At 54.8% G+C, this 24,550-nt stretch carries 21 protein-coding genes; 7 read left to right on the forward strand and 14 right to left on the reverse strand.

What is annotated here, in order from left to right:
- Window positions 1–441 precede the first annotated feature (441 nt).
- Window positions 442–3,222 (forward strand): flavocytochrome c, encoded by a 2,781-nt coding sequence (locus SCU88_RS03220; RefSeq protein ID WP_175340414.1) that lies wholly within the window; start codon window positions 442–444, stop codon window positions 3,220–3,222.
- A 269-nt stretch (window positions 3,223–3,491) separates the two neighbouring features.
- Entirely contained in the window at window positions 3,492–4,448 is a 957-nt protein-coding gene (locus SCU88_RS03225) for an FAD:protein FMN transferase (RefSeq protein WP_175340413.1), read from the forward strand.
- Here the strand turns inward: SCU88_RS03225 and dcuR are convergent.
- Together dcuR and SCU88_RS03235 are read right to left on the reverse strand one after the other, a co-directional pair.
- Window positions 4,429–5,148 carry a two-component system response regulator DcuR gene (dcuR, locus tag SCU88_RS03230; RefSeq protein WP_138095591.1) on the reverse strand — a complete coding sequence of 240 codons (720 nt, stop codon included), beginning with the start codon at window positions 5,146–5,148 and terminating at the stop codon, window positions 4,429–4,431. The genes SCU88_RS03225 and dcuR overlap by 20 nt on opposite strands.
- Entirely contained in the window at window positions 5,145–6,746 is a 1,602-nt protein-coding gene (locus SCU88_RS03235) for a DcuS/MalK family sensor histidine kinase (RefSeq protein WP_175340412.1), read from the reverse strand. Before SCU88_RS03235 ends, dcuR begins: the two co-directional genes overlap by 4 nt.
- A 204-nt stretch (window positions 6,747–6,950) precedes the next feature.
- On the opposite strand from SCU88_RS03235, the gene SCU88_RS03240 reads away from it, so the two are divergent.
- The 3 genes from SCU88_RS03240 (at window position 6,951) to dsbG (ending at window position 9,159) form a co-directional block, all read left to right on the forward strand.
- Entirely contained in the window at window positions 6,951–7,856 is a 906-nt protein-coding gene (locus SCU88_RS03240) for an N-acetylmuramic acid 6-phosphate etherase (RefSeq protein WP_175340411.1), read from the forward strand.
- A gap of 88 nt (window positions 7,857–7,944) precedes the next feature.
- Window positions 7,945–8,337, forward strand: coding sequence for a copper-binding protein (locus SCU88_RS03245; RefSeq protein WP_175340410.1), 393 nt, complete (start codon window positions 7,945–7,947; stop codon window positions 8,335–8,337).
- A 63-nt stretch (window positions 8,338–8,400) separates the two neighbouring features.
- Window positions 8,401–9,159 (forward strand): thiol:disulfide interchange protein DsbG, encoded by a 759-nt coding sequence (dsbG, locus tag SCU88_RS03250; RefSeq protein ID WP_175340409.1) that lies wholly within the window; start codon window positions 8,401–8,403, stop codon window positions 9,157–9,159.
- Window positions 9,160–10,009: 850 nt separating this feature from the next.
- On the opposite strand, the gene SCU88_RS03255 is transcribed toward dsbG, so the two are convergent.
- The 12 genes from SCU88_RS03255 to SCU88_RS03310 all read right to left on the reverse strand — a co-directional run bounded on the left by SCU88_RS03255 (window position 10,010) and on the right by SCU88_RS03310 (window position 22,649).
- Entirely contained in the window at window positions 10,010–11,260 is a 1,251-nt protein-coding gene (locus SCU88_RS03255; protein WP_175340408.1) for a TolC family protein, read from the reverse strand.
- Window positions 11,261–11,266: 6 nt separating this feature from the next.
- Window positions 11,267–12,016, reverse strand: coding sequence for a hypothetical protein (locus SCU88_RS03260; protein WP_431810147.1), 750 nt, complete (start codon window positions 12,014–12,016; stop codon window positions 11,267–11,269).
- A complete protein-coding gene (locus tag SCU88_RS03265) occupies window positions 12,016–14,121 on the reverse strand; it encodes a cysteine peptidase family C39 domain-containing protein (RefSeq protein WP_175340406.1) in 2,106 nt (701 codons plus the stop codon). Before SCU88_RS03265 ends, SCU88_RS03260 begins: the two co-directional genes overlap by 1 nt.
- 68 nt (window positions 14,122–14,189) lie before the next feature.
- Window positions 14,190–14,375: a hypothetical protein gene (locus tag SCU88_RS03270; protein ID WP_138095599.1), complete on the reverse strand. Its 186-nt coding sequence runs from the start codon at window positions 14,373–14,375 to the stop codon at window positions 14,190–14,192.
- 32 nt (window positions 14,376–14,407) lie between these two features.
- Window positions 14,408–14,608, reverse strand: a complete 201-nt coding sequence (locus SCU88_RS03275) for a hypothetical protein (RefSeq protein ID WP_138095600.1) — start codon at window positions 14,606–14,608, stop codon at window positions 14,408–14,410.
- 83 nt (window positions 14,609–14,691) lie between these two features.
- On the reverse strand, window positions 14,692–15,348 hold the full coding sequence (locus tag SCU88_RS03280) for a hypothetical protein (RefSeq protein WP_431810082.1): 657 nt from the start codon (window positions 15,346–15,348) through the stop codon (window positions 14,692–14,694).
- A gap of 3 nt (window positions 15,349–15,351) precedes the next feature.
- The gene (locus SCU88_RS03285) at window positions 15,352–16,953 is read right to left on the reverse strand and encodes a receptor (RefSeq protein WP_175340405.1); all 1,602 of its coding nucleotides are present in this window, start codon (window positions 16,951–16,953) and stop codon (window positions 15,352–15,354) included.
- Window positions 16,931–19,516: a CS1-pili formation C-terminal domain-containing protein gene (locus tag SCU88_RS03290; RefSeq protein WP_175340404.1), complete on the reverse strand. Its 2,586-nt coding sequence runs from the start codon at window positions 19,514–19,516 to the stop codon at window positions 16,931–16,933. Before SCU88_RS03290 ends, SCU88_RS03285 begins: the two co-directional genes overlap by 23 nt.
- A gap of 131 nt (window positions 19,517–19,647) precedes the next feature.
- Window positions 19,648–20,325 carry a pilus assembly protein gene (locus tag SCU88_RS03295; RefSeq protein WP_175340403.1) on the reverse strand — a complete coding sequence of 226 codons (678 nt, stop codon included), beginning with the start codon at window positions 20,323–20,325 and terminating at the stop codon, window positions 19,648–19,650.
- Between the two features lie 47 nt (window positions 20,326–20,372).
- Window positions 20,373–20,987, reverse strand: a complete 615-nt coding sequence (locus SCU88_RS03300) for a common pilus major fimbrillin subunit EcpA (protein ID WP_175340402.1) — start codon at window positions 20,985–20,987, stop codon at window positions 20,373–20,375.
- Between the two features lie 378 nt (window positions 20,988–21,365).
- Complete coding sequence (locus tag SCU88_RS03305) at window positions 21,366–21,851, reverse strand: hypothetical protein (protein ID WP_175340401.1); 486 nt, start codon at window positions 21,849–21,851, stop codon at window positions 21,366–21,368.
- Between the two features lie 3 nt (window positions 21,852–21,854).
- Window positions 21,855–22,649, reverse strand: coding sequence for a winged helix-turn-helix domain-containing protein (locus SCU88_RS03310; protein WP_175340400.1), 795 nt, complete (start codon window positions 22,647–22,649; stop codon window positions 21,855–21,857).
- Between the two features lie 569 nt (window positions 22,650–23,218).
- Between SCU88_RS03310 and SCU88_RS03315 the strand changes: the two genes are divergently transcribed.
- Together SCU88_RS03315 and SCU88_RS03320 are read left to right on the forward strand one after the other, a co-directional pair.
- The gene (locus SCU88_RS03315) at window positions 23,219–23,803 is read left to right on the forward strand and encodes a fimbrial protein (protein WP_175340399.1); all 585 of its coding nucleotides are present in this window, start codon (window positions 23,219–23,221) and stop codon (window positions 23,801–23,803) included.
- A gap of 43 nt (window positions 23,804–23,846) precedes the next feature.
- Window positions 23,847–24,542: a fimbria/pilus periplasmic chaperone gene (locus SCU88_RS03320; RefSeq protein ID WP_175340398.1), complete on the forward strand. Its 696-nt coding sequence runs from the start codon at window positions 23,847–23,849 to the stop codon at window positions 24,540–24,542.
- Window positions 24,543–24,550: the final 8 nt, after the last annotated feature.

Consider the following 24,550-nt stretch of genomic DNA (forward strand, 5'->3'; position numbering starts at 1 on the left):
GCATTTTTCAATGCGCGGTCTGTTGATCGCCATCAATAAAATACAACCAATAGCGCGCAAGGTAAAATAAAAATAACCCTATAGGATTATGGTTTTTTCTGGTGTATCTATCAGAATAAGCGGCTGCTAATTAGCGGCGTATGAGGGCTTGTGGTTTTATCTTATTGTTTTTATTGTGACTGTTGTTTTTGGTGATAAAGCGACCAGGTAATTAAAAAGTTTACATATTTAATAGATTGTAAACACTTTATATTAAAAATATAATTCTTTTGAGGTAGTTGTGTTATTGCCATTATTCAATAGTTTTTTAACTAATGTAATTGCTTTAGTAACTAAAAATACAATTATATTAATGGCGTTTAATGCGGCAAAAAAACATAACCAGAATAGCGTCGCTCATGAATTATCAGGTTTAAATTTTAAAAGTTTGGAGTTTTCTTTATGAACAGTCATCGGGAGATATTCAGCCCTTTTACGTTACCTAACGGAACTGAGCTGAAAAACCGCCTGGTCATGGCCCCTATGACCACCTGTACCGGTTATTACGACGGCACGGTGACCAGCGAACTGGTGGAATATTACCGGGCGCGGGCTGGCACCCTCGGAACCCTTATTGTGGAGTGCTGTTTCGTCGACTCTCTGGGGCCGGCCTTCCCGGGCGCACTGGGGATCGACAGCGACGATAAGATCCCGGGTCTGGCGCGGATCGTCGATGCCATTCACGGCCGCGGCTCCCGGGCGATTTTGCAGATCTACCACGGCGGTCGCATGGTGGATCCGATGCTGATTGGTGGCCGTACGCCGGTAGCGCCGAGCGCCCTGGCCGCACCGCGCGACGGCGCCGTGATCCCGGCCGCCCTGACCGGCGATGACGTCGTCGCGATGGTCGGTAAATTTGGCGATGGGGTACGGCGTGCCATTCAGGCGGGCTTCGACGGCGTTGAGCTGCACGGCGCCAATACCTATCTGATTCAGCAATTTTACTCCCCAAACTCTAACCAGCGCGATGATGAATGGGGCGGTAGCCGCGATAACCGCGCCCGCTTCCCGCTGGCGGTGCTGGATATCACCCATAAGATGGTGAACCAGTACGCCGACGACGCTTTTATCATCGGTTATCGCTTCTCGCCGGAAGAGCTGGAAGTTCCCGGCATTCGCTTCGACGATACGCTGTATCTGATGGAAAAGCTGGCCGAACGCGGGCTGGATTATCTGCACTTCTCCATGGGCTACACCCTGCGTGGATCCATCGTCGATACCACAGATCCCACGCCGCTTATTGAGAAATTCGTGGCGCAGCGTTCCGCCAGCCTGGCGCAACTGCCGGTGATTGGGGTGGGGAATGTGGTCACTGAATCCGACGCTCAGATGGCGCTGGATCGCGGCTACGATATGGTGGCGGTGGGGCGTGCCTGCATCGCTTATCCCGACTGGGCCGATCGCATTGCCCGCGGCGAGGCGCCGGAACTGTTTATCGACAGCACCCAGCGGGCGGCGCTCAATATCCCTGAGCCGCTGTGGCGCTTCTCGCTGGTCGAGGCCATGATTCGCGACATGAGCATGGGCGAATCGAAGTTTAAGCCCGGCCTGTACAGCGAAACGGTTCAGGATGAGGCGAAATCGCTGGTGATCGACGTGACTCTGGAAACCGATCGCATCGCCGATATCGCTCTGGCCTCCGGTCCGGATCGGGATGTGGCCTTTACCTCCAGCTTTGAAGAGATCCGCGAACGGATTCTGGATGCCAACACTCCGCACGTCGATGCTATTTCCGGCGCCACCAGCCAGAGCGAAGCGGTGAAAAAGGCGGTATCGAAAGCGATGATTCAGTCCGGTAAGGCGCTGGCGGCAGAGCAGGGCGGCGATCCGCAGCCCCAGAGCTACGATGTGGTGGTCGTGGGCAGCGGCGGCGCGGGGCTGGCGGCGGCCATTCAGGCTCACGACGAGGGGAGTCGCGTACTTATCGTCGAAAAAATGCCGACGATTGGCGGTAACACCATTAAGGCGTCGGTGGGGATGAACGCCGCCGAGACCCGCTTCCAGCGGGTGAAAGGGATTCACGACAGCAAAGCGCTGTTCTATCAGGAGACCCTGAAAGGCGGCCAGAACAAGAACAACCCCGAACTGCTGCGCCGTTTTGTGGAAAACGCTCCCCAGGCCATTGAGTGGCTGGCGCAGCGCGGCATTATGTTGAATGACATCACCATTACCGGTGGAATGAGCATTGACCGCACCCACCGTCCGCGCGACCGTTCCGCGGTAGGCGGCTACCTGATTAGCGGCCTGGTGCGCAATATCAATAAACGCGGTATCGCGGTGATGCTGGATACCTCGGTGACTGAAATCCTGATGGATAACGGTCGGGTCAGCGGTCTGGCCCTGAAGAATGAGGAGGGTGAGACGCTCACCGTTGAAGCCCGCAGCGTGATTGTCGCCACCGGCGGCTTTAGCGCCAACAGCCAGATGGTGGTGAAATACCGTCCGGATCTGGCAGGCTTTGTCACCACCAACCATAAAGGGGCCACCGGTAGCGGTATTGCGCTGCTGGAACAGATTGGCGCCGGTACTGTGGATATGGGCGAGATTCAGATCCACCCCACCGTTGAGCAGTCCACCTCTTATCTGATTTCCGAAGCGATTCGCGGTGGCGGCGCCATCCTGGTCAATCAGCAGGGCAGTCGTTTCTATAATGAGATGGAGACCCGCGATAAGGTCTCGGCGCAGATTATCGCGCTGCCGGAAAAATATGCTTATGTGGTGTTCGACGAACACGTGCGCGCCAGTAACAAAGCCGCCGATGAATATATCGCCCGGGGGCTTGTGACCAGCGCCAGTACGGCCGTGGAACTGGCGGAAAAAACCGGGATGGATCCGCAGCGCCTGGTGGCGACCCTGGAACGCTACAACGGCTTTGTCGAGCGCCAGGAGGACGAGGAGTTCGGGCGTAAGACCGCGCTGCGTAGTCCCCTGAACGCCGGGCCGTTCCATGCCATTCGTATTGCGCCTGGGGTGCACCACACCATGGGCGGCGTGACTATCGATACCGATACCGCGGTGCTGGATACATCCCGGCGGGCTATTCCAGGCGCTTTTGCCGCAGGGGAAGTGGTAGGGGGCATTCACGGCGGCAACCGCATTGGTGGTAACGCGGTAGCGGATATTATTATCTTCGGTACGCTGGCCGGGCATCAGGCCGCTGCGCATGCGAAGGCCGGGGACTGATCCCTCACCCCGGCCCTCTCCCAAAGGGAGAGGGGGAAAACCGCACGCCTGGCTCCCTCTTTCAAAGGGAGAGGGGGAAAACCGCACGCCTGACTCTCTCCTTCAAAGGGAGAGGGGGAAAACCGCACGCCTGACTCTCTCCTTCAAAGGGAGAGGGGGAAAACCGCACCATCTAACTCCCTCTCCCCTGGGGGGAGAGGGTTGGGGGGAGGGGCAAATACGGGGAGAGGCTTGGGTGAGGGGCAAAGGCAAACAACAGGGAGCTCGCTATGCCACACAACGACGGTCACTGGCACTACGCGGCGGTACTGATGGGATCGCCGGTCCGCCTCACCCTGGAGAAACCCCGGGAAGCGCTGGCGGCCAGCGTTTTCCGGCTGATTAAACAGTACGAAGATCTGCTGACCGTGAATCGCGCCGACTCCCAGGTGATGGCGATAAACCACGCTGCCGGACATCATCCGGTGGCGGTCAGCCGCCCGGTGTTTGAGCTAATTCGCCGTGCCCGGGCCGCCAGTCTGCTGCCGGACAGCGCCTTTAATCTCGCCATTGGCCCGTTGGTAAAACGCTGGCGTATCGGCTTTCGGGGCGATAGCGTGCCCCCCGCTCACGAACTGAGCGCACTGCTGCCGCTGACCCGGCCCGACGGCGTGCTTCTTGATGAGGCCGCGGGTAGCGTGATGCTGGCCCGGCCCGGTATGGAGATCGACCTTGGGGCTATCGCCAAAGGCTATATCGCCGATCGGGTTCGCGATTTTCTGCGTCGGGAAGGGGCGGTTCGGGGATTGATTAATCTGGGCGGCAATGTTCAGACCCTGGGGAGCGGTTGGTCCATCGGGCTGAAACGGCCGTTTGCCGGGTGCGATGCGCTGGTGGGCGCGCTGGAGGTCGGGGATCGTTCGGTGGTGACTTCCGGCACCTATGAGCGCTACTTTGAGCAGGACGGTCAGTGCTACCACCATATCCTTGACCCGCGTACCGGCTATCCCCTTGATAACGAGCTGGATAGCGTCACCATTATTTCCGCCGCCTCTATCGATGGCGATATCTGGACCACCCTGATCTACGGTATGGGGGTGGACCAGGGCTGTGCCGCCCTGCAGGAGCGGCCGGATATCGAAGCTATTTTCGTCACCCGGGATCGCCGGGTGATCCTCTCCTCTTCCCGCCAGTTCCGTTTTCGGCTACTTGACGACGACTACCGCCTTACTGACAGTACTGCTTAAGCAGCCCGATATGCTGGGGCTGGACCTGGTAGCGGTAGAGCGGTCGCCCGGTGGCGCCGTAGTGGATGCTGGTATCCAGAATATTAATCTGCGCCAGCCAGATCAGATATTTACGACAGGAAACCCGGGAAATGCCCACCGCGTTAGCCAGTTCGTCGGTGGAAAATTCGCTCTGGGGGTGGGCATCAATCCACTGACACAGGGTGCGCAGGGTCTGAGCCGTCAGTCCTTTTGGCAGCCGTCGGCTGTCTGCGACCTCTGGCGCGCCGCCGTGCAGCAGGCGATCGACATCTGCCTGCTCGTAGTAGTCGTGGCTGTCCATCTGGTTTTTGCGATCCCGCCAGGCGGTGAGCGCCTCTTCAAAGCGCGGAAACTGGAAGGGTTTGATCAGGTAGTCCACCACGCCGTAGTGCAGCGAAGTCTGAACGGTGGCGCTGTCGGAAGCCGATGAAATCATGATCACATCGACAGGGCGGCCGGTGGCGCGAATATCCGGCAGCAGATCCAGCCCGCTGTCCTGCTGCATATAAACGTCCAGCAGCACCAGATCGACCGCCAGGGCGGGATCGTTCAGCATCTCCCGCGCCTGATCGAGGTTGGAGGCGACCCCGCAGCAGTGAAATCCCTGGACTCTGGCGACATAGCAGCGGTTCAGTTCCGCCACCATGGCGTCATCATCAACGATTAAAACATTTATCACGTACTGCTCCTCTCACTGTTCCAGGGAATTTGGGCAAAAAATTGGGTAAAGACGCCGGGTTCGGATTCCACGCTCAGGGTTCCGCCCAGACTTTCTAACTGCTGGCGGGCCAGAAACAGCCCCACGCCGCGATTATGGCCTTTGGTCGAGTAGCCTTTATTGAAAATGGAATCAATGTGCCCGGACCCGATACCGGGACCGTCATCGCTGACTTCGCAGTTCAGCCAGCCGTTCTGATAATGCAGCAGCAGACCGATTTCGCCTTCCGTCTGGTCAGCCATGGCATCCAGCGCATTTTCGATCAAATTACCGAGCACGGTAACCAGCGTGGCCACCTGCTGTTCGTTGGGGTTATCCGGCACCCGGCTCTCTTCCGCCAGCGTCAGGCTGTGCCCGGCGTCGCGGGCGCGGCCAATCTTACCCAGCAGAAAACCGGCCACCACCGGCGAGCGGATCTGACGCTGAATGGCGCCGATATCGGTCTGGTAGTGGCTGGCGGTCTGAATAACGTACTGCTCCAGCTTGTCGTAGCGCTTCATATGCAGCAGACCCAGAATGACATGCAGCTTATTCATAAACTCGTGGGAGTGGGCGCGCAGCGCGTCGACGTAGTTAACCATGCCGTCCAGCCGCTGGGTCAGCCGGTCGATTTCGGTTTTATCGCGGAAGGTACAGATGGCGCCGATAATCCGGTTATTGCTGCGCACGGGCACGGTATTGCTAAGCAGCAGGCGGCCATAATCGTTGACCTCGCGATCCTGCTGGGCCTGACCACTTTTCAGCACCTCGTTCAGGCCATCCAGTAACGGGGCATGGGCGTCATTGGCGCTGGTAGACAGCAGCATCTGACGAGCGGCATGGTTGATGAGCGAGACACGACCCCGGGCATCCACGGCGATAACCCCCTCTTTCAGGGAGTGCAGCATCGCCTGGCGCTGCTCAAACAGGCGGGAGATCTCGTAAGGCTCCAGGCCGAACAGAATGCGTTTCAGCACCCGCACCAGCGCCCAGATGCCCAGCGCCCCCACCAGAATACTGAACAGCAGCGCCCACAGGATATTCCAGCGGCTGTGGTTGATCTGTTCGGCTACGCCGCTCAGGGAAAGGCCGACAATCACCACGCCGACCTGACGATGCTGTTCATCATAGACCGGGGTAAAAGCGCGTAGCGCCTGGGCCAGCACGCCGCTATTTACGGCGATATTCTCTTTACCCTGCAGCGCTGGCGTCAGATCGTCGCCGATAAAGCGTTTGCCGATAAGCTCAGGATTAGGATGGGTGTAACGAATGCCGCGCATATCGGTGACCACCGCATAGAGCAGGCCGTTGCGTTGCTCCACCCGGTGCGCCAGGGGCGGGATAATGTTGCTCTGCGGGGAGTGGCTCAGACCGCGTCTGACCTCTGGCGCGTCGGCCAGAGTACGGGCGACGGCAAGGGCGGTCTCCTTCACGCCATCGTGGGTGGCGCGGCCGATCTGAATAAAATAGAGGGTGAACACCACCAGCAGAACCGAGATCACCACGCTACAGACCATCAGCGTAACTGCCGTGCTTAGCTTCATCGGGCGCTGTTCCTGGAGTTGCTGCAAATCGCTCATCGACGCCCCGGTGGACAGTATAAAAAGCTAATTATACCGGCAGTGGGGCGTTCTGAAAGTCGAACCGGAAATGGCTGATTGCGATTCAGCCTGTGCGCCAGCCCGCAAATAGCGCAGGAAGGGCTGAGTATTCGTGACCGCATTCGCATGTCGGTATAAGGAAATTCTTTATAGTGAGGGGCAGTCACGACAAAGGAGGTGGTTATGAGCAACAGGCTGAACGATAAGATTACGGAAAGACGCAATGCCAGGACGGCGGAGATCGACAGGCTGTCCACCGGGGATATGTTAGCGGTTATCCATCAGGAAGATATGCAGATCGCCAGCGCTATCGCTCCCTGCCTCCCTGATATTGCGCGGTTAGTGGATAACGCCGCCGCGGCCGTGAGTCGGGGCGGGCGTCTGGTACTGGTGGGGGCCGGTGCTTCAGGTCGCCAGGGCATGCTGGCGGCAGCCGAGTATGCTCCCGGAGCCGGTGGCCCGGTGGTGGCGCTGCTGGCTGGTGGGCCAGAAGCCATGCTGAATACTTCGGCGGAAGCGGCCATGGATTATGAGCGCGGCGCGCGGGATCTGGAAGCTATCGGTTTTAACCCGCACGATATGCTGGTGGGGCTGACCGTGAGCGGCAGAACTCCCTGGGTCTGGGGCGCACTGCGTCACGCCTGGGCCATGAGCGCGCCGGCGGCGGTCATTAGCGCAACGCACCAGAGCGAAGCCGCCCAACTGGCGGATATCGTGGTGGTGCCCGAAGCCGGGCCGGAAGTGGTGGCGGGCTTTGGCAATCCGAAAGCGCTCATTGCCCAGAAGCTGGTGCTGAATATGGTGACCACCGGACTGGCGGTGCGCAGCGGTCGGGTATACGGCAACCTGCGGGTGGATCTGGAGCCCGCTGGCGATCGCTGTAGCGAGCGTCAGATTGCGATAGTGATGGAAGCCGCGGACTGTTCGCGTGCGGCGGCCAAAACGGCGCTGGCCGCCTGTAACAACCACTGCAAGACGGCCATTCTGATGGTGCTGACCGGACTGGATGCCTGGCGGGCGCACGATCTGCTGAATCGCAATCACGGTTATCTGCGCCTGGCGGCGGGAGATGTACCGCTGGCGGGGTAAGCTGCTCACGAGGAAAGGGCGGGGAGAAGCGACTTGTTTACAAATTTCGCCTTGCCCGCGCTTATGGCTTATTCCTATGCTTAGCGCCATGACGACCCTCAATTCTTCATCTTTTCAGCAACGACGCCAGCTTAAAGCGCTGGCGTTTCTGGTACTGACCGGCATTGCGATGATGATTTGCCTGACCCAGCGCGCTGGCGTGCTGCGCGATCTGCAAATCACTGCGGCGGGGGTTATCCATGCCGCCCAGGCTCCTGAGGATAAACAGCCGCTGCCTGCGGCGCTCTCGCCCTGCCAGCTTAGCGCTCACTCGTTGTTTTCGGCATTGCCCCTGCTCTTTGACGCCATTGTGCTGCTGCCCGGCCTGCTGGCACTGCTGCTTCCTGTATTGATGGCGCGCCGGGCGCCGTTTCCCCACGGCCACGAGCCCCCCTGGCCGCGACGGCGAATACATCTGACAAACTGCGTGTTCAGGGAATAGCTGACGCTGAAGTCACACGATCAACGATTTCCCTATCTACGTGAGTTCCGTTAAGGAGTAGCAATGAACAAATTTTTCGTCGCGGCGGGCGCGATGCTGATGGGCGTGAATGCCCTGGCCGCCACCCAGCCGCTGCCCGAACCGGTGCAGCAGTTTGAAAAGCAGGGTATCCAGATTATTAAGCCCTTTACCGCCCCCGGCGGCGTGCAAGGCTGGCTGGGAAAATACCAGGATACCGGCGTGACCATTTTTCTGACCCCGGATAAGAAGCATGCCATTTCCGGCTACATCTATGATGCTAAGGGCAACAACCTGAGCGAAAAGATCATTAATGATGAGATCTACATTCCGGCAGGACGCGAGATGTGGAAGCGGCTCCAGACCGCCCCTGGTCTGGAGGAGGGCAGTCAATCTGCGGCCTGTCAGGTGGTGGTGTTCGCCGATCCTTTCTGCCCGTACTGCAACCAGTTCTGGCATCAGGCTCAGCCCTGGGTTAAGCAGCAGAAAATCAGTATCAAGACCCAGCTGGTGGGGGTGATTCGTCAGGATAGCGCCCTGCATGCGGCGGCGATTCTGGGAGCGAAGGACCCGAATAAGGCCTGGCGCGATTTCGAAAATTCGAACGGTAAGGTAAAACCACCGAAGCTGGAGCAGACGCCGCGCCCCATCTTTAACCAGATCCAGAATAACCAGCGATTGATGGAGGAGTTAGGTGCCAATGGGACACCGGCCATCTACTATCTGAATAAGGATCGCGTGTTGCAACAGATTGTGGGCATGCCGGATGAACAGCAGATGAAAAATCTGGTGGCCTGCCAGTAGCCTGAGTTGGCCGCGCCTGCGGGGCGGCCAAAAAAAAGGTTCATCGCGGATTAGCGTGAAGCTGAAGTTACCGGCGGCTGCCCCATCTTCTGGGTGAGTATGTAGCGCAGGAGAAAGTTCCGTTCACCTTAAGGTGATTTTGCATATGTCGATAGCGGAGCCGGTGACCGGGTCAGGGGGCCTTACGCCCGGCCCCCTGACAACCCCCGGCGCCCGGCGAAAAAAATGCCCTTCGGGTCCCCTCCGCGCTCCCGGCTCTCTTGACGGGACCGGGCGCGATGTAACGTCCCTGTAAGGCGCGCCCTCACCCCGCATCCCTGCGGGGCGTCCCTGAGAGCCGGAATCCCGTCGGCATTTTTGAGCCGGAGGAGTGTTGCCGCCTTTCATCTTCTGCCCAAATTAATCAGGAAAGGCATTGCCGGTGTCATTTGAAAAAACAGGGTGAAGCGATAAGGGGGTTATGCCCCGGCTTAAAAAACGCCGGAGCGTTCACGGAGGGCCGGAGGAGCGACAAGGATGTCGCGACAGGGCGAGGCCGCCAGGGATGGCGGCTCTCGCCCGGTCCGAAAAGCCCGGAGTGATAAGCGAAGGGGCCCCGAAGGGCGTTTTTTACTGCCGGAAAGCCCGGGTTGCCAGGGAGCGGCGACTGAGCCCCTGGCCCGTTCACCGGCTGTGAATCAACAGAGAAGCTGTCACTCAGAGTGAACGGAGCAGCCCACCACATCATCATATTCTGCTGGTTTTTTGTTTCCGCTTTCGAACACTCCACGCTAATCCGCGATGAACCAAAAAAAAAGCCAGGCATAGGCCTGGCAAAGGTAGCAACAAGCAACACAGCAAAAATATCGAGTCACTCTATAAAGCGTTTACGCACTCGCTCCAGTGGTGCAATCAACATATTGATCAGCGGTTTACGGTCTATCACGATATCCGCGTTAATGGTCATGCCGCCACGTAGCATGCGCTTATGATGTTCCGGATCGGTAAACCAGGAGGGCATCTGTACTTTGGCCAGATAGTAGTTTTGCCCCTCCTGAAGCGGAATCAGCGCCGATTTCGGATCGATATTCACTTCATAGAAGTCCGACAGCGTTGATTCCACCGAACCATACTTATCCACCGGCCAGGAGTCGAAGCGCACTTTCACCTTATCCCCTTTGTTAACGCGCCCCACGCCCAGGGCGGGAATATAGAGATAGCCTTCCATGGTGGCGGCTTCATTTTTGCGGATCACCACCACCACTTCATTATTCTGAGTGATTGCCCGACCGGGGGGAAAGTTAATTGCCACCACATAGCCGCTGGCCGGGGCCAGCATAGAAATGGTTGAACTGCCGCGGCTCGACAGGTTACGGGCGATTTCGCTGATACGATTTTTAACGTACAGCTGCTCTTCGCTCAGCGAGTCGATCTGCGCCTGAGTGCTGTCGGTAAGGCTGTTTTTGCGGGCCTCCAGCTCCAGGATAGTGCTCTCTTCCTGAGTCAGGTTAACCTGAGCGTTCAGCATCTCATTATGGCTCTGGTCGAGATCCGCTTTCGAGACATAGCCCTTCTGCGCCATCTTTTTCCAGGCAACATAGGTTTCCTGATTGTTTTTCAACAGAGCGCGCAGCTTTTCTACCTTTTGACGCGAAACCGCGATCTGTTGGTTGGTAATTTTCAGCTGTCGCACCAGGTTGTCACTATAGGCCTTGATGGAGGCATCGATGGCCTTAACCCGCATTTCACTACGTGCTTTCTCTTCCTCCATCTGCTGGCGATCGAAGGTGACTACCGATCCCTGCTTGCCGCCGTAGTCCTGAGAGACGGTAAACAGTTTGTCGTTCTCTTTAACGTAATCGCCGGGGCGTACCATAAAGTCGACGATAGTGCCCGACTCTCTGGCTCGGACCTCCACGTCGCCCTGACCGGGGATAAGCACGCCACGCGCCAGAGTGGTTTCTGAAAAATCGAACACTACGGCGAACAGCAGCAGGCACAGAAAAAAAGAGGAAAAGAGTGCCAGCACCGTCTTCAGGCGCGGCGCATTAATCTTATAGCTCTGGGAGAAGTGCCGGGGAATCAGCGGTCGATTCCGTCGACTGCGTTGTTTTAGCTGCACGTCATATCATCCATGGTAAAGAACAGAAAGGGAGTCCCAGGCGCTCCACAGCGTGGGCATGTTACGCACGGCCCCCAGGGTTTCCGTTGCCGCCAGGCGGTAGTCGGAGGCCGGATAGCGGCAGCTGTGCAGGCCAAAGTCCGGATCGTGCAGGGAACGTTCCGGCACCAGGGAACGGATATCGTAGCCGTGGCGAGCCAGCGTCGCGGTGGGGACGTCGGTGAGCCACAGACGCTGTTTACCTGTCTGGGCAGGAAACAGCGGTGCTTCTGGCAGGCGTTCATCCACCAGTAGCACGGTAATCTGGCTGGCGTCGGTAGCGAACGGGCTGGCGGCGCGACGATCGGGGAAAGCGTCCCGCAGCTTGAGCAACACCGGATGGTGGGTGATAAAACGAAAGCGAATTCCGGGAGGCGCTACGGCCATCAGGGCTTCCAGCATCACCCCCAACCCCGACCACTGTAGGGTCAGCAGTAGGGTGCGGCGCTGGCTGAATAGCGCGCTCTGTTCGCAGAAGGCGGCCACTCTTTGACGCAAATCGCCGCGCAGGGTTTTGGGCCAGGCGGTCGGTGGCATAATCTGCTCGATAAAGCCGAAGCCGCTCTGCTCATAAATCGTCTGACGCAGAAAGTCCTGCGGCATCCGATCGGGCGTGCAGTCCATAAAGTGGCAGTAGTTCTGGCCGATCCGTTCGCCGGTCAGGGTGCGTTCGGCTCGTCGGGCGCAGAGTCGGGCGTAGAAGCGGGGCAGCAGCATCACGATGGCGTTTCCTCCATGGCGCGCAGGCGGCCACGCTCCATTACATAGCAGCGTCCGCGACTGTCGATCACTTCCGGAGAGTGGGTGACGAAAACCAGCCCGATCCCCAGCGAGCGCAGGTTAGCCAGCACCCGCTGTGCGGTGGTTTTATCCAGGTTGGCGGTAACCTCGTCGCACAGCAATAGCTTAGGCTGGCCGTACAGGGCGCGGGCCAGCACCAGGCGCTGGGTTTCCCCGGCGGAAAAAAAGGAGTTACCGGGCACCAGCGCGGTGTCATAGCCGTGCTGAAGTCGCTCGATCACGTGGTGGACTTCCGCCATCTGACAGGCCTCGATCACCCGTTCCCGGTCGGGATTACTGTCGAAGCAGGCGATGTTTTCCAGAATGGAGCCGGTAAACAGAATGTCGTCGGCGTGGACGATACGCACATGCTGGCGCAGCGAGCTGAGATCGCATTCGTTAATCGGCGTCTTATTAATATTCAGCTCTCCGCCAGTGGGTTGCAGCATGCCGGAGATCAGGCGCAGCAGGGTGGTTTTACCGGAGCCGCTCTGGCCGATAATTGTCAGCTCCTCGCCGGCGTTAATGGTCATCGTGATGTTATGCAGCAGATTGTCGTGGCCTGGCCAGGCGAACGAGACGTTGTCGAAATGGATACTGACCGGCGACGTGACCAGCGTTTTGCCGAACTGACTGGCTTCGGTGGGGGAAAAGAGCAGATCGCCCACGCGATCCAGCGGCCCTTTCAGGGCATTTTTATCCAGCAGTTTTTGGGCGACCTGCACCATGGCATCGGAAAAATAGCGTTTGTAGCTGATATAGGCATAGAGCATACCGATGCTCATCTGGCCTTCAAGAATCAGCCAGGCCCCCAGACAGACCACCAGTAGCTGCTCGGCGTTAATCACCAACAGCGAGGCGACATCGAAGCGGGCCAGCAGCCGCTCTTTGCGCATCAGGGCTGCGATATGTTCGCGCATCGACTTATCCATCACGGCATCGCGGGCGCGTTCCATATTATTGGCTTTAAGGGTGATGATCCCTTTTTGGGTCTCTACCAGCAGGGATTCATACTGGGCTGTACGCTCGATGGAGTCGTCCACCGCCCGCTGGTAAGGGCCAATAAGCGAGAAGCGGATGATAAAGAACACGCCCATCATCAGCAGCGTCAGCAGGGCGATCTCTACGTTGTAGAACAGCATAAAGATCAGGCTGGTCAGGGCGATAAGCCCGGAGTAGATCAGTTGGACGTAGCCATTACTGATAAAGTCGGCGCAGGCGTGCAGCGATTTTTCTATCGCCAGTACAATGCCCGGCGGGCGGGACTGAAACCAGTGGGCCTGGGTACGCAGCATATAGCCGCGGATCGACTGGCTGAGATCGTCATAGGCGATGTTACGCATAAAGATCTCCAGCAGTTGCTTCAGGAACCGGCCGATGACTTCGAAGATAAAGACGATGGCGAAGATCGCAGTCAGCAGAATCACCAGATCGCTGTCGCTGCGTGAGATGGCCTCGTCCATAATCAGCTGGACGTAAGAGGGGCTCGCCAGCATGGTAATCAGGGTAAAGATCGACAGCGCGAACAGCAGCACCTGGCGCTGGAATAGCCCTGCGGTTTTTTGGCCGAGCGCGCCCAGCGTTAATTGATCGTCAGGATCTCTCTTTTTAAATTCGGGCCTGGGTTTGAGTTCCAGCACAAAGCCGGAAAACAGCTTCGCCGCTTCACGGTAACTGTAGCGGCGCGCGCCGCAGGCGGGATCGTGTATGGTAATCGCGCGGCTGTCGGCTTTGACTATCACCACAAAGTGGTTGCCGCGCCAGAAGGCGATCAGGGGCAGTTGCGCGTTTTGCAGCTCTTTGACATCGCCCTGCAACACTCGTCCATCCATACCTTTGCCTTCGGCCAGTTGCAGCAGTTCGGCCATGGAGGTACCGGCCTCGGCGGAGACGCTGAGTTCCCGGCGTAACTGACTGATGGAGACGTGGTGTTCATAGTGGCCCATGACCATGGCGACGCAGGCCAGGCCGCATTCGGTAAATTCGTGTTGGCGAATCAGGGGCGTTTTACCCGGTTTCCTGTGCTGAAAAAGCGAAAACATACTGCTCCGTGACATTGAAAATAAAATGTGGCCCTAAGGCGGGCCACATTGTTATCAGGTAAACCTCATTAAGCGCTCAGGAAGCCGCCGATGAAGCCGCCGACCAGGCCGAATACGCCGCCGATGGTGCCGCCCAGCGGCCCCAGCAGCTGGCTGCCAGCGGCATAACCGGCGCTGGCGCCCTGCATCGCAGCGGCAAACGGATCCCAACCACCGATAATTTCTTTCGCTTTTTTAATACTAATAACGTTCATTGTTTATTATTCCTTATTGTCCAGAGAGTGAATTAAGCCGGATCGTAACTGCCGACCAGGCCACCCAGGAAACCCATTGCGCCGCCCAGGATACCGCCGACAACGCCGCCGACCATACCCATAATGCCGGCACCAGTTTCATAGCCCAGTTGGGCGCCTTTCACCAGAGCGTAGAACGGGTTAGCCGCGCCGCCGATGATTTCCTTAGCTTCAACGAATGAAATAGCTTTCATTTTTATTTCTCCTGATTGAGTGAATTCTTTAGAAATGCTAATGCATACTAAAGACGAATTTCCTTATATAAAGGAAAGTGGTATTACGAACAGGTCGTTAGCGATATGATCTTCTTACCATATACGATCATTCTTCTGGCGACCTGGTCCTTATTGTCAATGTTTAAACTTTCCCCCGGGGGGATATATTTTGAATCATTGTATTGATTGCTGCATCCCCGAGAGGAAGCATATTTAAAATAGGTGTTTCCAGTATTTCTTATCACACCGTTGGCAAATGTATATTGAAAGTATCGCTTCCAGGGGCGGACGATTAATATCGCTTCCAGCGACACGGTAATGTCGGTCTGGATGCGCCTCCCCTTCGAGATCACCTGGTGGGCCTGGAGCGGCGTTTCAATAAACTTAACCCGGTAGTAACGCTCTTTGTCATCCTGTGGGCCGGTGTAATAAAACTTAAATCCGGCACTTTCTCCCGGCCCCAGGGTTAACTGTTTCGGGGAGTAGAGCAGTTCCCCGGATTCGATTTCGGTTTCATGGCCCTTTTCTCTTGGAACATCGACTTGCACCATCGATAGCGTATAATTCTTACGTTGTTCGCTATTGTTTTTTATTAACTGAAAGTGAACTTTTTTTTCTGGTAAAAAATCGATATTCAGTGAGTCGATAATTAAAGCATTTGCGCTGGTGGAAATGAAGAGATTTATTGCAACAAATGCCAGGATTTTTTTCATCTTCATGAATTATTCCCAGGATGCGCTAACGTCAATTCTTCCCTGAGCAGTGACTTCACCAAACCAGCTATTTCCTTCATAGGTTAATTGGGAAACCGGATTATCCATAACAAACTGTAAAACCAGCGGTGTTTTCCATAGCCAGACATCGGTCACCCCGGAGTTAACCTTATCCCACTCTTCGCCGTGGGTGGCCGGCGCCGGAATGGCGATCTCTTCGCCCTTACAGTTATGAGCCATCAGCGTCCGGCTCTTGCCGACCAGCATGTTGCCGGGAATCGGCACGGTAAAGCCGTTGCCGCTAAAGGCGCAGTAGTCGGCGCCGTCCAGACTGCGGGTGGGGCCGGTGACTTTGACGTTTACCGCTACCGCGACATCGCTCTGGGCGCCGCTATAGGTAATAGTGTAAGGGATCTCAATCGGGCCTTCGCCGATAACGCCGCTGCCCGAACCGCCGAAACCATTGGGATCCAGCGCGTAGTCCGGGTTATCGGGGCGGATCTCAAGTCCGGGCTCGATAGGCTGGATGCTCATCTTGCCCCCGGGCTGGAAACAGAAGTCGGCGGCGACAGTGCTCTGGGCCGGGTTAAGGCACAGGCTAACGATATTACCAATATTTTCGCCGTCCCCCTTCTGGGCGATGCTCAGGATCAGATCCCGCGGTAGAAAGATCTTCAGATAGGCCTTGCCGCCGCTGGATAGCGGCGCAGTTAAGAAACTCTTCGCAAAATCATTGGCGCCGTTCAGGCTTCCCCCTGAAAGGCCGAACCAGAGCTTCTCATCAAAGGTCATCTCGGCTGCCAGCCCGGTATTACCGGTCATATGCGATTCCAGTATCGGGTTGATATTGGCGTTGACCAGCGACAGACCGGGGCTATAACCGCTGATATCTTCGCCGTCCCAGGTGTACTCCATCAGTTTGCACAGCACCCCGGAAATCGTATTTCGGGTGTATTTGGTACAGGATTCGCCGGTGGCGCTATCCACAATGGTGATTTCGCCGCTGATGGGGTCGATGCCCAGATTCAGCGCGCGATTGTTGGTCAGGGAGATATTCCCCAGTTTATGCAGCGTGTTGGTGGTGGTTTTGTTGCCGGTGACGCTGTTGGCCTGCGGGGTGGAGGAGATAATCACCTCGTTGCCCGGTGCGGCGTCCTGCAGATAGTTAAAGAAGCCGTCGCCCAGCACCCAGCGTCCGTATGCAGCGGCAGGTTCCAGGACTGGTGGCTGCACCACCATGGAGGCGTCAGAATATTTGTTCAGCGCCGTGACGCCGGAACCTTTACAGGTGGTGCAGGCCGTTCCTTTAAAGAACGGGCTGGCGCTGGAGCCGCTGACTGAGAAATTAATGGTTAACGGGCTGCCCGCCGGGCCGGAAAACAGGTTATCCGGGATATAAGTGATAACGCCGTTATTGACCTTGTTACTGAGCGTCGGCCATTCAAAGGAGCCATGTAAAAAGGCCGCTGAGGAGCTGTCCAGATTGAACAGCGCCGCCGTGTTGCTACTGCCGGTATGGTCCGGGTTTTTTATGGCGATATAGTTGAGCTGCATGTCCGCCTGAGCGGCGGCGGCCAGCAGCAGCAAATTAAGAGCGAATAGCTTTTTCATTGTCGCGTTCCATCATCCCGTTAGTTTCCTGCCATACGTAGTTGCCTTTATCGCAGGTAATATCCCCAAGCCACAGCGCGCCGCGGTTGGACTCAATATCAAGCCGGAGTTCGCACAGGCTATCGTCCGGCGTGGCGATGCTCAGGATCGGGTTATTCTTGTCGACGTCGATCACGAAGCGCCCATCCTGTTCGGTGCGGGTAATACCGACGTGGTTTTTGATCTGAGTGGCACCGATCGGTTGGCCATGTTCGTCCACCAGGCGGCCGAACAGCGTGACGATCTTCTTCACGTTCGGCTTCATCACCACAGTGTTGCCCGGATAAACCGTAATATGGCGCCGGGCGTTGCTGCCGATATCGTAGCTTTCGGTACCGGTTTCGCTGTTCATGACTTCCAGGTCGTAGTTCTGATAGGCCGGCAGTGATACCCAGGTTTTACCGCCTTTCAGCTTCTCTTTGCGCCCGTTGAGCTTAAGCGTCAGCGCGTCGTCGCCCTGCAGGCCAGTGTCGACGATTACGCCAGCGCTTTCAGTGCCGCGGCCGACGGCGAAGGCCTCTTTCGACCAGCCGAGGCTGCCACTACTGGTCAGGGTGGCGTTCCAGCCTTTACTGGTGCCGCTTTGTACGCTGAGAATGTTGCTGTTCCATGGGGTGTCGAAGTTGACGCTGCCGCCACCGCTGATATCGCGCTGTCCTTCATTATTGCTGAACGCTTTGGCGACGTTGGCGGAGACCGACTTCAGGTAGTCACCGTCGAACTGACGGCTGGCGTTAACGTTCAGGGCGGTGCCGCTGTCGCGGTTATGGGTCACGCCCACCGAGACGGTATTGCCGATAGGGATTGAGAAATCCAGCATCACATAGCGGTCTTTCTCTTCATCGTTCAGATACTCATAGCGGGAAAGGCCGAGCCGTAGACGTGCCGAGCCGTAGCGTCCGGCATAGATTCCCTGCGAGAAGTCCACCTGGTAGCGTTTGTAGTGGTAGGCCTTATCTTCCTGGCGCGTCAGGCTCAGGTTGCCCGCCGACGGCAAGCCGACAGAGGGTAGGTTAAAGGTAGCGCCCCAGGTATTGCCGTTGTTTTCATAGAGATCCAGGAAACGGCCGCTGGAGAGCTTTTCGTGGGTATACCAGACCGAACCGATATTCCACGGCAGGCGTATGTTCGCGCCGTAGTTGGCGCGCCAGGTGCCGTCCGATGCCGCCATACTCTGGGAGTTCACTGACAGATAGCTGCTGAGGTTCAGCGATCCCCAGAATTCTCCGACCATCTGCTCGCGCATCATGTAGGTCGATGCGCTCCAGTCCAGCATGCCGCTGCGTTTACCGAACGAGGCGCCCACCAGTGACATGGTGTCCTTGTGGTGGGTGTCGTAATCATAGTAGTAGGTATTATCGTCGCTTTTTTTGTGCTTACGGTATTTTTCCACGTTGATGATCGCTTTATCGCGGTTATAGACCCCGCCCCATAGCTGCCAGCGCAGACTCTGGGAAATATTGTTGGAAAAGGGCTTATTAACCGTATAAATATTGCGGGACACGGTGCGGCCGCCGTTGACCACCTCTATCTCAACGGTGTAGATCCCGTAGGGGAGCTGGCTGGTGTCGAGTTCGTGGTTACCTACGTCGAAACGCTGAATGCCGATGAGCTGCCCGTCGCGGCGAATGCGCGCTTCGCCTGAACTTGGGAAGTAGAGCACGATGGGGGTCAGCGACAGAGTGTTGTCGCGCTTGCGCGAGTTGGCCTGATTGCCGACGGAAACGCCGTAAACTTCGCCACCAGAGATGCCGCTGACGCTGGCGACCGACTGCATAGCCCAACCGCTGAGCAAACCGGCCGCGTAGCGCATGCCCTGGTAATCCCGCTCCAGCATGATGGCGTTCATTTGGGTCTCGTGGCTGTCTTTATTCACATAGCCGGAACCGTCGATCAACAGGTGGCTGGCGCCCATAGATGTCCAACTACGGGCATTAAGGTAGCCGGAAGTCCAGTTGCTGCCGTAGCCGCTGCGGGTGTGGTAGGCGCCCAGATTATAGGTAAAGGTGCCGCTCAGATCGTCGGATTCCGGTGCGTCGATATCCACTTCGCGCGGACGCAGCTGAACCCCGTAGTCGTCCTGGGAAAGCGTCAGCAGCAGGCGCATTTTTTTCTGATCCAACTGAAATGCGGTGCCCGGCTTCACCGGGATCTGCATCTGGTCGTTAAATTTCTTGTTATCAATGCTCTGCAGCAGGGTACGCATCTCTTTAGAGAGTCGGATACCGTTGTCGGACTCCTGAACTTCCACTTCCCGCAGGCCGAGTTTGTTGCCATCGACAAAAAGTGTGACGGTGCCAATGCGCACATAGCGGTTGCCAGCAGCCTTCTCCTTTTCGTTTACCGTATCGTTATTAATCAGGTAAACGGGAATTTTGATCCCTTCTTCCATCAGGCTATAGAGCGTATCCGGAAAGCGATAATTACCGATGACCTTTGAGCCGTAAGAGGGCTGTGCCGATGCGGATAATGGCCCCAACGCGCAGGCGATTATCACAGGCAACACGAATTTGTTATTCACCATGTATCCTTACTTATTCGCGATTGAAAGCGAAGCCCGTCCGGGCTCAGGTCCTGCCCAGGCCGTCGCCTGCGTAGAGCAGGCGGTATTCTGAGGCTGGCGGTACCTACGATGACCGGTGGTGGCAGTTATTCCTATTTCACCGGAATAAAATGTTTTAAATCCCAGAGGCCCAGATGGAAATCTTTATCGTTTACGTCAATCAGTTTGATGTCGCGAGACGTTTCCGGCATGACATAAAAGTTCTGCACGCACTGGTTCTTTGGGTTTTCCGGGGTACGTTGCAGGCATTTTCCGGTAGCGTTAACGCGTAAGGCGGCGTTGCCTTTATTAAAAATTTTTCCGTCGCGATAATCGAAGTCGATATTCTTATTACGCGGCTGAGCGACCAGAATGGTGCTGACCACTGCGCGGGTCATGCCTTGTCCGCTTTTGTCGGCATCGGCATTTTGATCTTCGGTAATTCCTTCATCGACAAAAGTAATGCGGTAGTAGCGCTCCAGGCCGTCTTTCTTGCCGTGATAATAAAACTTCACAATATTGCTGGCGTTGGCGGGCATGATCATTCTGGTTGGTGTTAACAGAATTTCGTCCGGCGATTCAGGCTGGATAACTACACCTTCGTCCATTGGACTGCTGATGCGCTGCACGCTAATAGAGATAACACGTGCGGCGTCGGACTCATTTTTAATCTCTTTACTAATGGATTCGGCATTATCGGGAATAATAGTGGTCACTGAACCCACGTTAACGGCCAGCGCGGAAGCGGTGACCAGGCATAATGAAGCGGCGATCGTTTTCAGGATAAACATGATATTTCCCTAAACAGGGGCTTGCACCCCTGTACATGTTTTAGGTCTTAGCTCCAGGTGGCACGGAAGTCGACAGAGACTTTGCCTTCCCACAGGCTGTTAGTCAGATCTTTGAACTCCACGGCCGTACCGGCGTTGTCTTCAGCAGAATCAACGAAGAAGTCAAAACTGCTCTGAGCGGTAACTTCAGTACCCGCTGTGGCGCCTGCGCTGGAGGCCAGGGAAGCCAGAGGGCCGGAGAGTTTGGCGGAATCAACCAGCGTGGTCCAGTCGGTTGAACCATTGCTGATAGACCCGGTTTTAGAACCCAGATCGTTGCCGCCCCAGCGTGCGCCCACTTTCAGTTTGGTGGGGGTGCCGCCAACGCTGAACAGCGTGTTGTCAGTGTCGTCAACCATCGCTTCCAGCTTGAAGCTGGTGGCGGTGGAGTGATCGCCACGAATCACAACGTCAAACAGGCCGGTATCGGTGTTAAAAGCCTGAGTATTAGCGCTGTAGATGAACTTCAGGGCGCGAGTCGGGGTTACGACCAGCTCAGAATCACTATCTTTAGTTGCCGATGCCTGCCAGGTCGCGGTCGCAGTTGCTTCGGCAGCATTTGCAACGCTAATGGCGGAAGCAGACAGCAGAGATCCCAGAACGATAGCGTTCAATTTTTTCATTTAATTAGTCCTTAAAAAATGAGTCCAGTTGTTGAGAAAAAGGCGCTGCCCTTTTCCGGGCGGAGTATAGGCAGCCAGAAACAATCAAGGCAATGAGGAAAATTTCATCTCGTTATTATCGTGAAAGTAAAAATCTGAGGATGCTCTGAAACTAGTGAAATTTGTTTTGATTTAATTGGCGGTTTTTTATGGTTTTATTAATTAGTGCGGAAAATACAGCACCCCGAAATATCAGGGGGGATATTTCTTGATTTTTCGGAGCGCATTGGGTGCAGGTAAATCAATCCCTTACCAGATGGCAAAGAATAAAAATTGTAATGGCTAAGCGAGAGTCTTATAAGTGAATGGCTACACTGTAGTGCCGTCGGAAAAGGCCGGTTATTCGCTCTCTATGTCCACACACATCATCACCGGCAGTACAAAGCCCTGAATCAGTAATGCATTCTCCTTTATCCTGGACATATAGAAATAGTTTACGCTGTCCAGCATCATCTCGCTGACGATATTGGGCGGTGCGGTGTCGTCCGGCGTCTTGGCCATCTTTTTATCGGCAATATAGTAGATATTGCTGCCTTTGAGCTTATCCACCTTGACCTGGAGGTTTCTATCGATGATCCAGATGCGATCGGCGCTTTTGAGTATTCCCTTGTGGATAACTGTGATCAGATGAGGATTATTGAATAAAAAAAAGGTGGATACCTTGAGTTCGTTGATATCGCCGTTCGAGCGGATTTTACGGATGCTGACATCGGACTGACAGCGAAAATCCTGACCCTGTTCGCTGCGAGTATAGAGCGCAATTATCCCGGCGATCAGAACGATAAATGTCATCATGGTGCTGATAATAATGTATTTTTTTAACATGGCTTAACTTCCTGTTAGCGTCTTAAGAGAAAGACAGTTGCTGTATTTCTCCGCATCCTGCGGAGTGTAGCAGACGCCGATAAAATAGTTCTGGTACTGTGATTTATTAAATTGTGAAAAGTAAACATCGGCAGGCTGGCTGTCGCAGTCGACGCTCCAGTTGTGCAGTTCCTGCTTGATCCGCTTCAGATAAAATGAGGCGGGCTCATACATATTCTTATCAACCAGGTAGATTGTACACTGATGCTCTTTGCCTACCATGTGAATATCAGAGATATCTAGTCGATCAAATGCTTGTACTTTCCAATCGATTAACAGAAATGCACAGGTGGTGACGATAAGAATGACCAGCAACATTACGGGTAACAAGACGATGCCTTTTTCTTTATTAGGATAAATCTTGTCGCTTGTTTCCGACAGAAGTGGCGCTGGTGATTCTGTCGACGGCTGGGAGACCGGAGGACGAATAGTATGATGCTCAATATGCGCGGCAAGGCTGAATCCCTTGCCGCGCACGGTCTTAATGAGACCAGGATCGCGACCAAGATTACGGAATGCCTTACGAATTTCGCTTATTGCAACATTAAGACTCACAGAAGAGCCTGAGAAGCCATGATCCTCCCACACTTTTTTGATTAAGTAATCGCGCTCCAGAATACGGCCATTATTAATGATCAGTTCATACAGCAGGCGTGATGCCTGATTAGATAAACGCAATGAAGACTCTTCTTCACCATGGATCATAATAATACCGGTGTCAACTTCATAAAGCATTTTTAGATCAATAAGATACTTCATAGTTTCCGTCTTAACTTTATAAGAACCCACATTAAGAGTAGGCAGTATCGATTCTATATAATTGCGGGTCAAGAGGAGTAAAGTTATTAAATTTGTTGCAATAGAAAATTCCATTGCAAATAATTTATTAAAACATTAAACAGGCTGGATACAAAATCCGCCAAAAGATTAAATTTCTTAAAAGTCAAATATAATAAGATTATAATCTTTAAATTTTGATTTATTCAGAATAATGTTTTGTTGTGTGCTTTTTTGCGGCATTATGGTGCCGTTGACCAGTGAATCCTCTGAGAGATTTGTCTGAGTCATTGGTTAAAACTCTTTGTTTGAGCTGCATGCTGAATGTTAATCATATGAAATTGGTTAGTTATCCCGACTTTTGAGTGATGTGCATTGTACGCATTATGGCGCAAAAGGAGACACGAACGCGGTTAACAGCAAGGCCATCAGTTAAACGTAGTAAAGTTATTCAATCAATTATTCTGTAGGTCTGAGGGAACAGCCGTAATGTTAATGGCATCCTTCAGGGAAAATATGTCATTTGTTATATATAGTTAATGGAGTTTGTTATGGTGAAACAATTCGCCTCTCTCACTGTACTGGCCGCGGCTCTGCTTTCTGGCAATGCTCTGGCCGCCGATAATGCCGCGGGTGGCGTTATTAACTTTAGCGGTGCGATTACTGATACGACCTGTACGATTAACGGTGGTAAAAGCGCAGATTTTACCGTCGCGTTGTCTCCGATTTCCGTGACGGATGCCGGAACGACGGTAGGTCCTATCATCAAAAATAAAAAATCTTTTTCGATGACGTTTTCCGGTTGTTCTCCTGCAGCAGCAACGGAAGGCCAGAAATTGAAGGTCTATTTCTCGTCTGCTGATAATATTTCCACCGATGGAAAGTATCTGCTGAATAATTCTGTTAATGAAAGCGATGCCAGCGTGGCGCGTAATGTTGGTTTCTCGTTGGCGAAGCCGGGATCGTCCACTCCGATTCCGCTGGATCAGCCGTTTGTTACCGATATTCTGGGGAATAAGAGCGCACCGGATTCTGAAACCCTTACGCTGGATGTTTATTACTATAAAACCAATGCTGAAGCCGCCAAAGTGGGCGAGTTAAGCTCTAACGTTACCTACACCATCTCCTATCTGTAATAATATCCGGGTCCGGCCATGGACCCGGTTATAGGGTTGTGTCATGAAAAAGTTCATTTATCTGCTCGCATTATTACTGGCGACGGGTTCGTCATGGGCAAATATTGTGATTAATGGTACCCGGGTTATTTATCCGGAAAAAAGTAAAGAAGTGATTGTACAACTGGTGAATAACGGTGACGATCCTTCGCTGGTTCAGTCATGGATCGATGACGGAGACATTAACTCTACGCCAGAAACCGCACGAGTACCTTTTTTACTTTCGCCGCCGGTGGTGAAAGTGTCCGGCCATAATGGTCAGCAACTGCGTATTAAAAAGCTGCCAGCGGCGCTGCCAGACGACCGTGAATCGGTTTTTTATCTGAATGTTCTGGATATTCCGCCGGTACCGGAAAACCTGAAAAATCAGAATACCGTACAGCTGGCGATTAAGTCGCGCATCAAGTTGTTTTATCGTCCGTCGTCGCTAAGAGGTTCGCTGGATGATGCGTTGACGAAGATGGAGATACGGTCCGAAGGTCGGGAAGTCCAGCTGGTGAATAACAGCCCGTTCCATATCACCGTCGCCAATATTGCTACTTCAGGGAAAGAACTGCTCCTGAACGATGCCGTGATGGTTAATCCCTTCAGCCAGGCCAGAGCTAGTGCGAAGCGAGCGATCGCAAAAGGGCAGACCATACAGGTGAAGTACGTCGATGACTTAGGCGCATATAAATCCAAATCTTTTGTGGCCCGCTGACTGGAATA

Source organism: Jejuibacter sp. L23, from assembly GCF_050815825.1.
In the GTDB taxonomy this organism is placed as follows: domain Bacteria; phylum Pseudomonadota; class Gammaproteobacteria; order Enterobacterales; family Enterobacteriaceae; genus Jejubacter; species Jejubacter calystegiae.

Excerpts from the sequence above, each read along its gene's own strand:
- SCU88_RS03270 (WP_138095599.1), bottom strand. The coding sequence starts at position 14,375 with ATGAACGTTATTAGTATTAAAAAAGCGAAAGAAATTATCGGTGGTTGG.
- SCU88_RS03235 (WP_175340412.1), bottom strand. The coding sequence starts at position 6,746 with ATGAGCGATTTGCAGCAACTCCAGGAACAGCGCCCGATGAAGCTAAGC.
- SCU88_RS03225 (WP_175340413.1), top strand. The coding sequence starts at position 3,492 with ATGCCACACAACGACGGTCACTGGCACTACGCGGCGGTACTGATGGGA.
- SCU88_RS03315 (WP_175340399.1), top strand. The coding sequence starts at position 23,219 with ATGGTGAAACAATTCGCCTCTCTCACTGTACTGGCCGCGGCTCTGCTT.
- SCU88_RS03260 (WP_431810147.1), bottom strand. The coding sequence starts at position 12,016 with ATGCTGCTGCCCCGCTTCTACGCCCGACTCTGCGCCCGACGAGCCGAA.
- SCU88_RS03285 (WP_175340405.1), bottom strand. The coding sequence starts at position 16,953 with ATGAAAAAGCTATTCGCTCTTAATTTGCTGCTGCTGGCCGCCGCCGCT.
- SCU88_RS03290 (WP_175340404.1), bottom strand. The coding sequence starts at position 19,516 with ATGGTGAATAACAAATTCGTGTTGCCTGTGATAATCGCCTGCGCGTTG.
- SCU88_RS03310 (WP_175340400.1), bottom strand. The coding sequence starts at position 22,649 with ATGAAGTATCTTATTGATCTAAAAATGCTTTATGAAGTTGACACCGGT.
- SCU88_RS03305 (WP_175340401.1), bottom strand. The coding sequence starts at position 21,851 with ATGTTAAAAAAATACATTATTATCAGCACCATGATGACATTTATCGTT.
- SCU88_RS03240 (WP_175340411.1), top strand. The coding sequence starts at position 6,951 with ATGAGCAACAGGCTGAACGATAAGATTACGGAAAGACGCAATGCCAGG.
- SCU88_RS03245 (WP_175340410.1), top strand. The coding sequence starts at position 7,945 with ATGACGACCCTCAATTCTTCATCTTTTCAGCAACGACGCCAGCTTAAA.
- SCU88_RS03265 (WP_175340406.1), bottom strand. The coding sequence starts at position 14,121 with ATGTTTTCGCTTTTTCAGCACAGGAAACCGGGTAAAACGCCCCTGATT.
- SCU88_RS03320 (WP_175340398.1), top strand. The coding sequence starts at position 23,847 with ATGAAAAAGTTCATTTATCTGCTCGCATTATTACTGGCGACGGGTTCG.
- SCU88_RS03220 (WP_175340414.1), top strand. The coding sequence starts at position 442 with ATGAACAGTCATCGGGAGATATTCAGCCCTTTTACGTTACCTAACGGA.
- SCU88_RS03295 (WP_175340403.1), bottom strand. The coding sequence starts at position 20,325 with ATGTTTATCCTGAAAACGATCGCCGCTTCATTATGCCTGGTCACCGCT.
- SCU88_RS03280 (WP_431810082.1), bottom strand. The coding sequence starts at position 15,348 with ATGAAGATGAAAAAAATCCTGGCATTTGTTGCAATAAATCTCTTCATT.
- dsbG (WP_175340409.1), top strand. The coding sequence starts at position 8,401 with ATGAACAAATTTTTCGTCGCGGCGGGCGCGATGCTGATGGGCGTGAAT.
- SCU88_RS03300 (WP_175340402.1), bottom strand. The coding sequence starts at position 20,987 with ATGAAAAAATTGAACGCTATCGTTCTGGGATCTCTGCTGTCTGCTTCC.
- SCU88_RS03275 (WP_138095600.1), bottom strand. The coding sequence starts at position 14,608 with ATGAAAGCTATTTCATTCGTTGAAGCTAAGGAAATCATCGGCGGCGCG.